At 62.9% G+C, this 15,018-nt stretch carries 9 protein-coding genes; 2 read left to right on the top strand and 7 right to left on the bottom strand.

The features are described from left to right. Nucleotides 1-40 precede the first annotated feature (40 nt). Nucleotides 41-1,714 (bottom strand): hypothetical protein, encoded by a 1,674-nt coding sequence (locus KGJ62_08705; protein ID MDE2126656.1) that lies wholly within the window; start codon nt 1,712-1,714, stop codon nt 41-43. A gap of 834 nt (nt 1,715-2,548) precedes the next feature. Between KGJ62_08705 and KGJ62_08710 the strand changes: the two genes are divergently transcribed. Beyond that, a complete protein-coding gene (locus tag KGJ62_08710; GenBank protein ID MDE2126657.1) occupies nt 2,549-3,586 on the top strand; it encodes a hypothetical protein in 1,038 nt (345 codons plus the stop codon). A 214-nt stretch (nt 3,587-3,800) separates the two neighbouring features. Here the strand turns inward: KGJ62_08710 and KGJ62_08715 are convergent, their stop codons facing one another. Genes KGJ62_08715 through KGJ62_08725 form a run of 3 tightly spaced genes read right to left on the bottom strand, consistent with a single transcriptional unit; the run spans nt 3,801 to nt 7,569 of the window. Further along, nucleotides 3,801-4,859 (bottom strand): phosphodiester glycosidase family protein, encoded by a 1,059-nt coding sequence (locus KGJ62_08715; GenBank protein ID MDE2126658.1) that lies wholly within the window; start codon nt 4,857-4,859, stop codon nt 3,801-3,803. A gap of 56 nt (nt 4,860-4,915) precedes the next feature. After that, nucleotides 4,916-5,929: an NHL repeat-containing protein gene (locus KGJ62_08720; protein ID MDE2126659.1), complete on the bottom strand. Its 1,014-nt coding sequence runs from the start codon at nt 5,927-5,929 to the stop codon at nt 4,916-4,918. A 35-nt stretch (nt 5,930-5,964) separates the two neighbouring features. Next, nucleotides 5,965-7,569 (bottom strand): AAA family ATPase, encoded by a 1,605-nt coding sequence (locus KGJ62_08725; GenBank protein MDE2126660.1) that lies wholly within the window; start codon nt 7,567-7,569, stop codon nt 5,965-5,967. A gap of 292 nt (nt 7,570-7,861) precedes the next feature. On the opposite strand from KGJ62_08725, the gene KGJ62_08730 reads away from it, so the two are divergent. After that, a complete protein-coding gene (locus tag KGJ62_08730; protein ID MDE2126661.1) occupies nt 7,862-8,596 on the top strand; it encodes a GNAT family N-acetyltransferase in 735 nt (244 codons plus the stop codon). A gap of 126 nt (nt 8,597-8,722) precedes the next feature. Here the strand turns inward: KGJ62_08730 and cydB are convergent, their stop codons facing one another. The 3 genes from cydB to KGJ62_08745 all read right to left on the bottom strand — a co-directional run bounded on the left by cydB (nt 8,723) and on the right by KGJ62_08745 (nt 14,943). After that, nucleotides 8,723-9,766 carry a cytochrome d ubiquinol oxidase subunit II gene (gene cydB, locus KGJ62_08735; GenBank protein MDE2126662.1) on the bottom strand — a complete coding sequence of 348 codons (1,044 nt, stop codon included), beginning with the start codon at nt 9,764-9,766 and terminating at the stop codon, nt 8,723-8,725. Next, nucleotides 9,763-11,106 (bottom strand): cytochrome ubiquinol oxidase subunit I, encoded by a 1,344-nt coding sequence (locus KGJ62_08740; GenBank protein ID MDE2126663.1) that lies wholly within the window; start codon nt 11,104-11,106, stop codon nt 9,763-9,765. The genes cydB and KGJ62_08740 overlap by 4 nt, the downstream gene beginning before the upstream one ends. Nucleotides 11,107-11,214: 108 nt before the next feature. Then, nucleotides 11,215-14,943 carry a hypothetical protein gene (locus KGJ62_08745; protein ID MDE2126664.1) on the bottom strand — a complete coding sequence of 1,243 codons (3,729 nt, stop codon included), beginning with the start codon at nt 14,941-14,943 and terminating at the stop codon, nt 11,215-11,217. Between the last annotated feature and the right edge of the window lie 75 nt (nt 14,944-15,018).

A 15,018-nucleotide genomic window follows, 5' to 3' on the forward strand; every position in this document is an offset into this window, starting at 1 on the left:
AAACGCCTGGCCCGGTCCGAGGCGGCGACGGTAACCCAGCCTACTCCAGCATCCGAAACCGTTCGGCAATCCCGTCATCCGCCGTATCTTCCATAAACCGCTCTGCAAACTGCAGGCGCTTTGCTGCTTCGGCGTTCCCGGGGTCCGCCGCCAATACCTTTTTGAACTGAAACACCGCTTGCGGGTATTCGCGGGCATCATAGGCTTGCATTCCGGCGGCAAGCTCGCGGGCAATGACGGCTCGAAGCAGCCGTTGCGCGCGACCCTCCGTATACACCACGCTCTGTGCCCGGTTCAGCGCGTCCACCTCAGCGGCGTGGTCGCCGGACGCCGTGGCCGCATCGGCCTCGGCTTCGGCTGCATCCGCAGCCTCCTGGCGTACTGTGGCGAGGCGGATGCGCCACTCCGGATTGAGCGGCTCTGCCGATACAGCCAGCAGCAGCAGGGCATCGGCAGTCGCAGGGCTTACGGCGGCACACTCGGCAAGGCGCAGAGCCAGCTCCTTCCGAAGTTGCGCGATCTGCTCAGACAGCGCGGTCGGGGCGAGAGCCTCGCGCTCCAGCACCGCCAGCTTACCTACGCAGAGCTGGAGAGCATCGGGCTCGGTTGCAGCACGGCACTCTGCCCGCACCGAATCCAGCCAACGCTCCTGCACATCCTCAATCTGACGGCATAGCGGCGCCTGGGTGGGGTGCTGACCCAGGGCTGCCGATAGAATCGCGAGAGCCCCACGATAGTCCTGTTTTGCCGCGGCCGATCGCGCGCTTTCGGCGGCCTCTTGCGGCGAGGTGGCGCCGGCAGGGGTTCCCGCGGCAGACTGGATGCGCAGAAGGGAGACCGCGCTGCTGCGCAGCGAGAAGGCTGCCCATCCACCGCCTGGAGCCAGCGAGATACCCGTCACAGCAGAATCCACGGGATGATCCCACAGGGAACGGCCGGAGGAATCGAGACACACAAGCCGATGCGCTCCGTCGGAAGAAACGCATGCGGCAAGGCACATGCCGCCGTCATCGGTCAGACACAATGCTACCGGCTGTGCAGAGAGCTCCGCGGTCCATCGGCGTGATCCCTCGCCATCGATGAGGCCAAGTGATCCCGTGAGCGTCATGTAGGCTGTAAATGCCCCGCCTGCAGCTACGGCCAGCGCTCCAACCGGCAGTGCGCACTCGAAGCGCCAAATCTCGTCGCGAGAAGCCGTGTAGAGGTTCACACAGCCCGACTCCGCGCCGGATGCGGCGTGGCTGCCGTCGGGTGAAATGGCGACCGCGGTCAGGTGCTCCTCCACGTCGTCTACCCACATCGGCTCGGCGTCGGACCCGGCCATTGCCGTGGCGTAGCTGGCGCCGGAGAAGTCGGAGAAACAGACGACAAGCTGCCCACCCTCGCGCGCGAGCGCCATATCTCTGAATTCGGCTCGTCGGTCCGGCAGAAAACGCTGCTTCACGCCGCTGCGCACGGTATAGAGGTCGGTAGCGGTCATGCCGGCCACGACCTGGGCGTTGGCGGAGATCTCCACTTTAACCAGTGTCTGGCTGGAAAACGACCCGTTCACCGTCACGCCGCCGTCGCACGTCAACAACGCCTGGTTCCACGTTCGCGCCTGCAGTGGCTTGGGAATGGCGGCGGCAAGGGACCCGTCGTCGGAGAGTGCGAATCGCGAAACGGGATACGCGCCCCGGAACTTCTGCTGCCATATCAGTGTGGTCTGGAGCATCGGTGGTGGTCCGCGATGCGCCCGCAGGCCAAAGGCATCGCAAGCGCCAGTTTACCGCAATCGTTCGCCGTGCGACTGCGGCTCCGGCTTGGCGCAATCCGCCCGCCTTCCGCTCCGCAATCAACGCCACGCCGTTCTCATTTACAACACGAAGCCAGGCTTAGGTTCCGGCTCCGGCATAAGCCTCATTGGCCGCATTTCAGCAAGCGCCCCACAGTGGGGTACGCGCTAACCAGATGGGACCAATGCGACATATAGTTTCAAACACCCGCTTTCGGCCCCGGCTAAAATGTGAACCTGTGTGCGGTCGAATTCCGACAAAGTTGCTGTACCTTTTTTGTCCAATAGCCTCCACTGCATGCAAAAGGCGTTGTAAAATGATTAACGTCATCAGGGCTAACAGGGTGTGTTGGCAATCCGCCAAGCGAACTATGGGCAACCATTGACAGTACCCACTGTACTGACGGCTGACAGGTGCAGTTTGTCGTGACCGCAACGGAAACGCACGGCAGGCGATCCTTCGGCCAAGCTGCAGGGAGTGTACGGCGGTGAAGGGCTAGCGTGGTACCAATGAGGGCTGAACAGCCGGTAGTGGCAGGCGCGGGGTGTCAACTGCTTTTAGCGCTTGTTATCGTCATAACCGCGTTGGCATGCCGCGGGCAGGCCGTCCCGAAGAACGTACTCACTCGCGCGTCGGAGGCCCTGCGTGAAGTGGCTGCTGCGAGCGGCCGGGCGCGCCGGCACGTGTCTGGCACAAAGCTTATTCTGGCACCTGCGATACTGGCTTTCGGGAAGCCTGGCTGGTCCGTCTCGGACGCGGGAACAGGGACCAGGATGCTCATTGACGCTGAAACCGGCATTGTGCGGCAATTCAACGCCGGGCCGGCATCCGACACGCTCAGGAGCCAGCCGCCACACGCTAAGGGTTATTTGTCTCCCGCCGCTTCCTCCCAGCTTGCATGGCGCTATCTGCGCGCGCTAACCGGCCGCGCCGGCTCGTTCGGACTGGTACTGAACCAGCTCCACGGCACGGCGCACCGGGGCGGAGCCGACGCTCCCGTCTGGGATGCGCTGTACCGGCGGGTCAGCGGAGGCGTGCCCTGGTACGATGCCGATTTTGCTAACATCGTAATTGATGGCGTGTCTGGGCGCCTCCTCCGCGCTACGTGCCTTTTCGAGCCATTTCACCCTGCGGCAGGTGGCGTTTGGGTATCACAGCTGCGAGCTGTCGCCGTGGCACGCAGGATCCTCGCCGAGCACAAGCCCGGCTGCGTGCTTACCGGGCCGCCATGGGCGGAGCTCTATTTCGTCCTTGCTCGCGAACGGGATGCGCGTGGCAGGCTGTCCGGATACAGGCCGCCACGGCTCGCCTGGGTTGTGAAATATCCTGCCAGCTTCGGCGATGGCCCGGACCGGCAGTCCGGGTATGTGGAGGTTTGGGTGGCGGCTGGGAGTGCGCAGATTATCGAGCGGACAGAGGGACGCCTCATGGGAGCCCCCGTGTGTCCGCCGTCGGGTGGGGACATCGGAGCACTCATTCGCGCGGCGGCGAGTGTCATCGTTTCACCGGCTGGCGGGCGGCCGAGCATTATGCTGGCGGCGGGCCGAGAGCCTCCGTACCGCTTCTTCGGATTTCTGGCCGGCGTTCGAACGGCGTCGCGGCCGAGCCATCCGTTTGCTGCGGATTTTGCGGTCACGCTGACTTCGCGTGGCGGTCAGGTGAACCACCTCTCGTACGATAGCGCAACCGGTCTGGTGAGCGGGGACCGGGAGGGATCCGGCGCCCTGGCGCACGCTGGGCCTGCATTCGAGCTGTTGTTGCGCGGCGCCGGTCGCCGAGCCGTGGATCGCCGGAAAGGCAACACGGGATGAATCTGCGCGCCCATGCGTCGAATAACGTTCGCCCACCACGTGCAGTATCTCTGTGTACCGGCGCAACTCGGAGTGGTACCTGTGCGCCCGCGGAACGGCCGGCGTGATTACCGGTGACTCCGCCAATGTGGTGAGCGACAACCTCTAAGACGCGGTTGGCGTGCCGTCGGCCATGAACCACGTGTCGGGTGGTTGTGGCTCGGGAGCACGCGGACTACGGCGCTGAAATTGTAGCGGTTACTACAAAACGACCGCCGGCAAATGTGCCGTCGACGGTGAGCGGTACCCGCTGCCCGGAATCTGCCGAGCCGCCATCCACGGTTCCGCTGCAGCGGATGGATGTGGGACCAACCGAAGTAGTTTGACCGGGTTCCGCGTGAGTGGCGTTCAGCCGTATACCCGTGAGATGCAGGCTTTGGGCGACGCGAGTACCGGTGCACCGCAGCACGATCTGGAGGAGTATCCGGCCGGTGCGTGCATCGCGCGAACCGGCGGCGCCGGCAATGGCTACCGGGTCACCGGGGCCGGCACGGTGTACCGTGGCGGCTCCGCCGTGTTCAGCGGGCGGTGGCGCACTTGTGTCGTCGTAGACAAGCAGCAGGTTTGTCAGGCTCCTGCCCGGTGAAATGATGGTTCTGCCACGGTAGTACATCGCCAGCGAGGCGCCGGCATCCAGGTTGAATGCGCTGCGGCAGCCGAGGGAGAGCATTACCTGCGCCCACTGCTGGAACGTAACCGGCCGGCGCGTGTTTACCAGGAGCATCGTTCCATCCGGGAGCAGGCCAACACCCATGCGATCTGCCGAACCCATGATGTGCGGGTCGCCAAATCCTTCGCTGCGTGGGTGAACATCGATGCGCCCGTTAAGCACCAGCGCTGGGCCACAGGCCAGTACGGTCCGGAAGCCGGTCCAATCTTCCGCATGCGCGGGTGTGACGCGCCGGATCAATGCCCGGTTTCCAGCCCCTATCGCAAGTGCGGTGCCCATCATGCCCTGGCATCGAACCACGCCATCCTCCACAACATCCCCGATTGGCGCCATGGTGGACCTGGAGAAGTAGGCCCCGTTGATTGCCGCTATGGGATGCATTCGAGCCACCATGGAGGAAAATGGCTCTGCGCCGCGCGGAAAGCCGTGTGCAAGCCCAACTTCGACGCGCACTCCCGGTGCGCGCAAATCGACCCGGATGATTCGCACCGGCACTCCTGCCGCCTCGGTCACCTCGAAGCTGGTCGGCGGCGTAGCGGCACAGACCATCGCTGCGGAGGTCATGGCAAATATGCCTGTCGCCGCACAGATACCGGCCGACGCAGCCGCAAACGAGCGTTTCACCCGCCGGTGACCCATTCGAGGCGCAGAACACGGTTGCTGCGCGTATCGCTGACGTAGATTTCGCCCTGGGGCGATAATGCAACGCCGCAAGGCGAGTTCAGAGGGCCGAGCTTTGTTGAGGGCGTGTCGAAGACAGCGAACGAGTCGCCCTCGGGCCCGAAGACATGCAGCCGATTGGCGCCGCTTTCGGCCAGATAGATTCGCCCAGCCCCGTCAATGGCGGTTTGGCGGGGCTCATACAGGCGCCGGATCTCACCGAGCGCGTGACCGCGAAGACCAAAGTAGGAGTAGCGCGTCACATCGTTCGTCGCTCCGTCCGTTACGTACAGGTTCCGTGACCCGTCGCACGAGAGTCCGACGGGTTGCGCAATGCCGGCGGCCGCATCGATTCCACCGACTACCTCCTGCGTCTTCGGGTTGATCCGCAGCACGCGACGCTGTCCGGTATCGGCTACCCACAGCATCCCATCGACATCCACGCAAACGGCCGAGGGCTGCCGGAAGCCGGTAAAAACTCCCGCGCTCTGGCCGCTGAACCGGAAGCACTGCACGCGGTCGTTGCCGGCCTCGGCCACGTAGAAGAACTGGCCGGAGAGATCAACGGCAACTGCTACGGGCATAAACAGGTCGCCTTGAGCGCGCCCCGGTTTGCCGTAGCACCATACATCGCCCTGGGTTATGCGCTGAATGCGGTGGTTTCCGCTGTCGGCTACGTAGAGTACGCCGTCGCGATCCACGGCAATACCGGCTGGACCGACGAACTGGCCCGCGCCAACACCGGCTTCGCCGATCAACTCCACGGCGCGCAGGTGCATATTAGCGGAATCGATTGGCGGCGCGGGGTTCCAGCCGGTGATCGGCGCCGACTCCTCGCCGGCAAGCGGCTGCGGATACGACGCTCCGCCGGGAGACGGCTCCGGCGTGACGGGCTGCGGCGGCACGACGCCGGCAATCGGCCGCTGCTTCACCGGAGCGTCATCAATCTCCAGAAAGTCGAATCGATCACTCATGTTGGCTGATACGGCCGCGCCGAACTCCGGGGTGGCTACAGCTTGGGAAGGGCGGAGATGTCAACGTTTTTCAAATCCACGGGACGCGACGCGGGATCTGCCGCCTTGGCAACCACCAGCTTTTCCATAATTGTGCCCATATCTTCAGCTGCCACGCTGGATGCCTGCCGTGCGCGGGTGTTCGCCCACTCGCGCAGATCCTCAATACGCTCTCGCATGGTTACGGAGAGCGGTACCGATTGGTGTGCCGCAAGAATGAGTGACTCGGTAGAGAGCGCTTTGTCTGGATCGTCAAATGCTTCGTACAGGCCGTCGAGCACCACCGCTTCAATCTCGGCGCCGGAGAAGCCCGGCGTTGCATCGGCGAGCAGGTCCAGGTCAAACTCATCCGGGTTCCGCTTGCGTTTGGCCAGATGGATGCGAAATATCTCCTTGCGCTCATCATGGGCGGGCAGGTCGATAAAAAAGATCTCATCGAATCGGCCCTTGCGCAATAGCTCGGGCGGGAGCGCCGTCACGTCGTTGGAGGTTGCCACCACAAACGCCGCCGCGCGTTTATCCTGCATCCAGGTAAGAAACGTACCGAATACGCGCGACGTGGTGCCGCCGTCGGATATCCCTGAGCTTTGCGTACCGGCGAACCCCTTCTCGAGCTCATCCAGCCACAAGATGCATGGCGCCACCGACTCGGCGACCCGAATCGCTTTGCGGATATTCTCCTCGGATGAGCCGACTAACCCGGCAAAGATGCGCCCTACGTCCAGCCTCAGCAGTGGCAGACGCCATAGTGAGCCGATCGCTTTTGCCGATAGGCTCTTTCCGCAGCCCTGCACGCCCAGCAGCAGCACGCCACGAGGCGAGGGCAAGCCAAACTCCCGTGCCTTTTCGGTGAAAGCTACCGTCCGCTTCTGCATCCAATCCTTCAGCAGATCCAGCCCGCCCACGTCCTCAATGTTCTCGTTGAACGGGTAGTACTCCAGAATGCCCGATTTGCGGACGATCTGCTCCTTCTCGGTGAGGATGACGTCCACATCGAACTTGTGCTTCTCAACCAGGGATTTTGCGAAGACGTTTTCGGCCTCGAACGCGGTAAGGCCCATCGCGGCCTTCAGCACCTGGTCACGCTCGGTGTCGGAAAGCTTTGTATCCACCTGCGCGTTGTCCTTCACAGACTGGATGATGTTTTCCAGCAGCACATCCAGGTCTTCCACGCCGGGCATTCCAAAATCTACAACCGTGATCTCCTTCTCCAATTCGGCCGGCAGCTTCAGGATAGGCGCCAGGATGATCAGCGTTTTATAGCTCATCTTCAGAGCGCTGGTAAGGTCCCGAAGGCGGCGCGTTACGGTGACGTCGCTGATAAATGCGTGGTAATCCTTGAGAACAAAGAGCGCCTGCTCTTTGGAATCCATCACGAAGTCCAGCGCGGCAATGGGGTCACGCGTGGCGCTGTCACGGTGGTTTGCGTTAAGGACCATACCCTGCGTGATGGTCCAGAAGAAGATCCTCTTGCCTCGATCACGCGCAATCTCGCGCAGCGCGTCTTCCACGCGCTTCTCCTCCCACGATACAATATAGATAATGGGATACCGCGACCGGATCAGGGTTTCCAGCTCGGTAATAATGCCCGATGAACTCACCAGGCGACCTCCGGAGTGGGAATGAGCGCGGTCAAAGCGCGCGCAAGGGGTGATTCTACGGGGCCATTATAGGGGAAAACGGTTCGTGCCGTCAATGGCGGGGTTGCGGGAAAGCGTGACCGGGTGGCCTATGTCGCAACATATCGTAATGGCGCCGACCCGGACTGGCCGTCGCACGACGTACGGCAAGCTTCGTGGTGTGATACGCCGGTTCCGACGCCGGCGCCGCATACCGGGTTCACCGCGAATGTGTTAGAATCGCTCGATCATTTGGCGTCACGGGTGCACTATCATGGATCTGGAACCGGCTCTTGAAGTTGCGGCGAGGGGCTTTGCTGAGCTGCGGAGCGTCACCCATCCCTATCTCGTCGACCGGGTTCGCGGCGTCTTGCGGCTTCACGACGCGCCGCGCAAGGGCTACATGCGCTGCGAAGAGTACTTTGCTACATGCAAGACGGCGCTGGAGTTGGACGGCATTGCGCGCGAGTACTCCGAAGCCCACTACCGGCTTTGCCTCGCGCATGGTCCGGAGGAGTCGGATGCCGGTATCCGCAGCGACTTCCGTAACCTGAAGTACCGCCTGAGGGGCACGGAGGCTGTGTTTGCCCACGGGTTGACGCGTATCGAACCGGCGGAAGGCCCGCTGCCGATTCTGCGCGTCACCACCCCGGAACTGGAAGCCGCGCAGCGGAAGGCTGCCGGAAGCCGGATGATGCGGCCGGAGTATATAACCGACGGTCCCGCGCCGGTTCGCATGTGGGCTGCCTTCGACGGCGACATGCCGGTCGGTTGGGTACTGAGCGTGGAAGCGGCTGGGGCAGCATCATGCCTCAGCATGTTTGTTCAAGAGGCGTATCGGCGCCGCGGCATAGCGCGGGCGCTGCTCGGGCGAATGCTCGCCTTTGATCGGGATGCCGGGGCCGTGGCCAACGTGCTGCTGGCCAGTCGCGAGGGCGCCAAACTCTACCCAACGGTCGGCTATCGGCACCTCGGCGACTTGATGGTGTACACACCGCCGCGTGGTTGAGGCCGGGATGTTGCTCTGAAGCGAAGTCGGAGCAAAGCTCGATCCAACCGGTGGCTTTCTGCAGGCTGGAGACGTGCTTTCGCTCACCCCGGTTCACGGTCGATGCGGACGTACAGTCGCTTACCACTAATAGTGGCCGGAATCGTCGCTCGTCGCAACGCGGCCGCGAAACTGGCGGAAGAGATTGGCGAAGTAGATCGTCACCAGTACGAACGAAGCCGGCCACCACCACAGCCCGGAAAGCAGACTAATCGAGCCGGCGGCCGCTGCGCCGGCATTGATGTCCCAGACGGGTGACACGCGGGAGATCAGCAGATGCGGATACAGGCCAGCGCATCCCGCCGCCAGCATGCAGGCAAGAAACGCACAGGATGCGAGAAACGCCCATAGATCGTGCCGGCGGCGGGCCTGCGCGTAAGCGTAGGCTGGTGCCGCGATTGCAATAAATTCCAGTGGCCACGCCAGCGGCCGGCGCAGCATTGCGCCAAACAGAACAGGCTGAACGCGTATCGTGGCCGCCGTTACCAGCACGGCCAAAAGCGCTTGCCAGGGAAGCAGCCTCACCGCGGCCTCGCGGGATCGGCTAGCCACGGGCTCAGCGGTTTTGCATGCCAGAAACAGCCCGCCATGTACCGCCAGGGCGATAGCCGTGAAGATGCCGACGAGAACGGTATACCAATCCAGGACGCCCGGCCGGCGGCTTACCAGAAAGTTTGTAAACAGGGGCGTCGAGAACCAGCGGCCGGCCAGGCCAACGCCCCGAATGACGTTGGCGAATGCCGCGCCGAGCAGGATCGCAAGACCGACGGAGGCCAGAGCCAGGACGGCATCCCAAAAGCTGCGCCACAGCGGGCTGGTATCCCGAGACCGCACCTCCATGGCCATGCCACGTGCAATGAGGATCCATAGCACCAGCATCAGCGGCAGGTAGAAACCGGCGAATGCGGCCGCGTAGGCTCTCGGGAAGGCGAACACCAGCACACCGCCTGCCGCCAGTAACCATACCTCGTTGCCATCCCAATAGGGCCCTATGGCCTGCAGCACGCTGCGACGCTCGGGGTCGGACCTGGCCACAAACAGATGCAGGATCGCGGCGCCGATATCGAAGCCATCCAGGACCACGTAGATCGCCAGCATCAGCGATAGCGCGCCGAACCAGAACGCCGTCATTGTGCCTCCTCACGCCCTGTTGCGCGCTCTACCGGCCCGTGCCGCAGCTCGCGCCCGAGTAAAAACAGGAACAGCACGAAAAGCACACTATACAGGCCCAGGAAGCCGAGTGACGTGAAGGCGGCATCTCCGCTGCTGACAGCCGGCGACGCGGAATTGGCGGTGCGCTGAACACCCCATACCACCCACGGCTGCCGGCCGAGTTCCGCCGAAAGCCACCCGGCGGTTGTGGCGATAAAGGGAAATGGAAATGCCAGCATCAACAGCCACAGCATCGGCTGGCACGATTCCAGCCGTCTGCGCAGCAGCAGCCAGGCGGCCGCGCCCATAATCGCGATGAAGAGCGTTCCAAGGCCCACCATGATATGGTAAGCGTAGTAGAGTAGCACCACATTGTCCGGTTGATCCGCACCCGGAACGTCGTCCAGGCCGGTCACTTTATGTCCAAATGATCCATACGCCAGATAGCTGAGAACTCGAGGAACGGCAATTGGGTTCTCCAGTCGGCGCCGCGATGGATCGGGCTGGCCGATAATGATGAGGTCGGCGTTGGACTCGGTCTTGAACCGACCCTCCATGCCGGCCAGTGCCCCAGGCTGGTACCGCGCCACCAGTTTTCCCTGCCGGTCGCCGGTTGGGAAAAGCTGCAGCAGGCATGCTGCAAAAGCAAGCGGGATGACGACTTTGAGGCAGGATATACCGTGCTTCGGGAATGACGCGGAGAGGATCCACCATGCGGCAACGGACGAAACCGCAAACGCGCCGGTGATAACGGCCGCCGACATGGTGTGTGCGTACTCCCAAAATGCCCACCGGTTGAACAGATAGATGAGCGGATGAGCCAGGCGGAGCCGCCCGTCGGCCATCATTGCGTACCCAACCGGATGCTGCATAAAGGCGTTGGTAGCCACGATAAAGTATCCCGACAGCCAGGACCCGGCGAAAACCATCACGGCGCTCATCAAATGTTTCCGCTGGCCCAGTCGCTCCTCACCAAACAGGAACAGGCCGAGGAAGGCGGACTCTGCAAAGAAGGCAAACATTCCCTCCATGGCGAGAGTCATGCCGACCACGCCACCGCTTCGATCGGCAAAACCGGCCCAATTGGTGCCGAACTGAAACTCGAGCGGGATGCCGGTAACCACGCCCATTACAAAGTTGAGTCCAAACAGGCGTGCAAAAAACCGCGCGGCGTCGTTCAACTTTGGATCGCCATGGCGGAGCGCCAGCCACTTGAACAGCACAATGATGAGCGCCAGGCCCATCGTCAACTGCGGAAAGAGGTAGTGGAAGGTTACGGTAAAGCCGAACTGAAATCGATCCCACATCACGGCACTCATCGGCTCAGCCTCCAGTTCGGCAGCCGGTCGTCACCAGAATGTAGAGTACCTTCAGTGGCCTTGAAGGTCGCGGCGGATCCCTTGAATGAAGGGGCGCCGGCGAATGCATTAGTGCTCTATAGTAATGGCAGCAATTTTAATGCCCGGCGCGCGCGGCAGCTTGATCGCCACCAGCCTGCGTGGGTCGTGGATGGTGATCACGTAGTGGTACAAGTGCAGGGCCCCGGTATGCACGCCCGTGCGGCTGTGATAAACAGGGCAGCTGTAACCAATCTCCTCGCCGTTCAGCGGGGCGCCATCCCACGGGCTCACGGTAAACGCGTACAGATCTTCCGATTGCTCCGTAGGCTCTTGAAAGACCAGCTCCAGGTTGTTCAGCGCCGCGGTATCGGTTCCTGCGGCCAGGATGTGCAGCCGCGAGCACTTTGCGGCTGACTTGCCCAGGAGAATCTCCTGACCGACGCAGACCACAAAGTCCTTTGTCTTCGGTCCCTTCTGGCCCCAGCGGAAGCTGATGCGGCGCGGTGAGTCGGGGCCGGTCGGCACTCCCGACATAAAGACACCGGAGGGTGTGACGTCGGCGTTGGCGTACGGCGGTATGAGGCTGGTGGGAAAGCTGCGACCCGAGCCATCGAAATCGCCTGAGGCAAAGTTATCGTCGGCCGTGGCGCCCTTCAGGTTGTAACTGGTGGTCAAATCCACAAAGGTCAACCGCCCATCCACGACGTGAACAAGATGCACCGTCTCATCAAAGACCCGGGTGGATGAGCTGGTTGACGCCCAGTCGCTGCCGAACTTCACATCCCAGACCAGATAGTAGTACCCGTCACACGGCGGCGCGGTAATCCACGCGAGCAGGTCGTTGACGCTGCCTCCGGGCGCAACGTTCTGCTCGATCGGCGTGGTTTCGTCCTCCCACAGAAACTCCGATCCATCCAGGTAGTACCAGTGGTATCCAACGCGCACCTGGCCCTGCTTCCACGTTTGCGGCCCCACATTGCGAATGCTCAACTGGATGGGCAGGCGGTGATCGGCGGGCAGACTGTTTGGCGTGCCGTCGGCGATGAACTGGACGCCGAAATCAAAATCGACCATGGTAAAGGGCACCGGCGCGGAGATAGCGCCTTGCGGCATCTCGGGCGACGTCAACTGCCATCGCATTGCCCATGCCCGGGTACCCGCCGGGTTTGCAGGGCGCAGCGCGTCGCCGGCGGGATCGGCAAACGGAACTAAAACGCGCTCGTCCACTTCCTGCCCAGGCGCCACGGCGGCTCCCAGCGCAGCTGTGGCCCCGGCCGTGGGCACGGCGCGTTCCGCCACGAAGGGCGGACGGGTGCTGTAGCGCGACATCACTGCTGCCAGTTGTGCGCCGGCGGGCCACGCCGCAGCGCCATCGTTGCGCACCACTACATTCACGGAATAGAGGCCGCCGGCTTCGGGCATAAGGTGCATGTCGGTAGATACCAGCGTAACGCCGGTCTGGGAAGGCTCGGCGGCTGCAACAACCACGCTGGTATGCGCGGTTGCGCCGGAGTTTGTTTCATCGATCCACTGTTCCGGACCACCCGGGCGTGCCTGCCAGACAACGCCGATCTCCAGCTGGTAACTGCCCGGAGGCAAAGAGCCGCCACTGCCACCGGAGGCCGTAATGGTTAGCGTGGATTCCGAGCGCATACCAGGCGCTATCGCACCGCGGAATGGTATGACAGGTCCGGTTGCCACCAACTGACCATTCTGAAGCCAGCGATACGAGAGCCCGGCGGTGATCGCGTCCGGGCCGGTTGCGAGGCTCCAGACTACGGAGCCTGTGTTGACACATCGAACGTGGACCGTGGCTGCCTCACCAGGAATCATGGTTGATGGAGCGTTCTGCCACAAGATGCGGTCACTGGCTTTGGCGGCGCCATCAAACATTCGTGTGAATACGCGCGTCAGGTCGTCGGACGTGTATCCGTTCTCGATGGTGGGCGCAACTTCGCTGCCGTTGGAGTAATCGTTCCAACTGTCGATAATTGCCCAGTCGGGCTGCGCCGCGATGGCAGACGCCCAGTTTGCCCGGTAGGTGTCGCCTTCGCGGCGGGCAAGGATTGCGGGATGCGCCGGATCTTCAAGCGAGGTATCGGTACCCGGTTTAATAGTAGCAACAGATACCATTCCATCGTGATTCACAGCGAATCCGGCTGGTCCTTCGCCTGGTAGATAGCCGTTCAACGCCGCGCGGCCTTTGAAGGTTGCGGCGCCAAGGATCACCAGGTCACGCCCGGCGAAATCCCCGGCGAACCTCTGTCGCAGCTGCGAAGCCAGGTCTGCCGGAATCCGCGTGAAGGGCGTTGAGTCGGAAAGGATGACCACGCAGGCCGGGTGGCCGCCGGAAGCATCCGGCATGGTTGTCAGATAGCGGAACGGATCGGGGACCCTGAAGTAGAAATCGCGGATCATGCCATAAAGTGCGTCGATCCCGGCGGGTGAGCCGAGGTCTGCAGCGTCCGGCTGGCCGGCGACGGCGGAACGCGTATCGAGATACATCGCAACCTGCGGATAGTCATGGCCCGCGCTACGCAGCCATTGCAGCGCTTCGGTCATTACCGTGAGGCCCTTGTCTGCCGCGCCGCCGCCATCCAGCGGCTCACCAAGATACTGAACCAGGGCCACGTCCACACCGGCATGCGCCATCTCCTGCAGCTGCAGGCGGGCGTCATCGGCGCGATCGTAGCTGAACCACGGTCCCGAGCCTCCGTACGGGTGGTGCACCAGCAGGCTGCCTCCTGAAGGCGTGATTACGCCAGCCAACGGAGCTCTACGCCTGGGGTCGGCCTGGTAGTGATAGTCGTACAGAGCCATCACAGCGCGGCCGGCCTTGCCGGATGTGGGCGGGACCAATGCAGAGGCCGCCGAATGCGGAACCGGCACCGGCGCGGCCGGTGGCAGCGGCTTCCACGCCGGCTCCGATCGGGAGCCGATCGTCAGGGCCAGCGCTCCGGCGCCACCACCCGCCCCGGCCGCCTCAGCGCCAAATGCGTAAGAAGAGAGCACATCCCACTCTCCAGACGATAGCACACCGTCGATGACGGGCTTGCTGGTTACAACGCGCGGCGCAGCGATCAGCGTTGGTGTTGGCGCCAGCGGTGAGTCGCTCATCACCATCTCCCCCCACTTCGAGGGATCATCGGTGTCGGCTAGCGAACGGACCTGGGGCGAAAGGCTCTGCAGTGCGGGACTATCCGGCGTGATACTGCGGGCGGCCACATTGAAGCCGATGTGGGTGCCCGCGGCCGGTTTGCCGCCCAGATCGCTCCATGGAATCGCGGCCTCAACCGTATAGCCTGGCGCCGGAGACCCGTCAACGCGGGGTGATCCGCCACTGTGGACCTGAAACTTTACGATGGAAGCCAGCAGCGCTGTACGTTTCAACTCCTGCTGGGCAGGATCGCTGATCTTTGCGATATCGTTCAACTGCGTATCGATATCGCTGAGTCCTTTGAACAGTGGCGTTCCGGTGGCGCCACGGTATAACTGCGCTCCCCCAACGGCGCTGGCTGCGAAGAGCGCCGAGCTGACCGTACGCTGCGTGCTGCGGTGGTCGTTATCCATCTGCAGCGAAACGATCACGCAATCGTCCTGGAGTGGATCGCTGAATCCGGCGGTGTTCTTGCCGGAGAGCGTTGGTTTGTTGATCTGAAAAGCGAGGTATAGGTAGTCGCTGTCCCAGGCGGTGTAGCCCACAATACGATTGGCCGCGGTTGGCGCGGATGGGGCCGCGCCGGCAGTCTGCGCGGTTGAGTGTGGCGCGGCCGTCATGAGCGCCGCCAACAGGAGGAGGGGGATGCCGATGCGCATTACGCGCTCCTTGTCAATCCGGGCTGCGGCCACATTGCCGGCGCACGGTTGGGAGGCGCCTTGCCGGAGGGAAGT

The sequence above is a fragment of the Armatimonadota bacterium genome, from assembly GCA_028871815.1.
In the GTDB taxonomy this organism is placed as follows: Bacteria; Armatimonadota; Chthonomonadetes; order Chthonomonadales; family Chthonomonadaceae; genus REEB205.

Coding starts and splice junctions, on each gene's coding strand:
- KGJ62_08705 (MDE2126656.1), bottom strand. CDS start 1,714: ATGCTCCAGACCACACTGATATGGCAGCAGAAGTTCCGGGGCGCGTAT.
- KGJ62_08710 (MDE2126657.1), top strand. CDS start 2,549: ATGCTCATTGACGCTGAAACCGGCATTGTGCGGCAATTCAACGCCGGG.
- KGJ62_08715 (MDE2126658.1), bottom strand. CDS start 4,859: ATGACCTCCGCAGCGATGGTCTGTGCCGCTACGCCGCCGACCAGCTTC.
- KGJ62_08720 (MDE2126659.1), bottom strand. CDS start 5,929: ATGAGTGATCGATTCGACTTTCTGGAGATTGATGACGCTCCGGTGAAG.
- KGJ62_08730 (MDE2126661.1), top strand. CDS start 7,862: ATGGATCTGGAACCGGCTCTTGAAGTTGCGGCGAGGGGCTTTGCTGAG.
- cydB (MDE2126662.1), bottom strand. CDS start 9,766: ATGACGGCGTTCTGGTTCGGCGCGCTATCGCTGATGCTGGCGATCTAC.
- KGJ62_08740 (MDE2126663.1), bottom strand. CDS start 11,106: ATGAGTGCCGTGATGTGGGATCGATTTCAGTTCGGCTTTACCGTAACC.
- KGJ62_08745 (MDE2126664.1), bottom strand. CDS start 14,943: ATGCGCATCGGCATCCCCCTCCTCCTGTTGGCGGCGCTCATGACGGCC.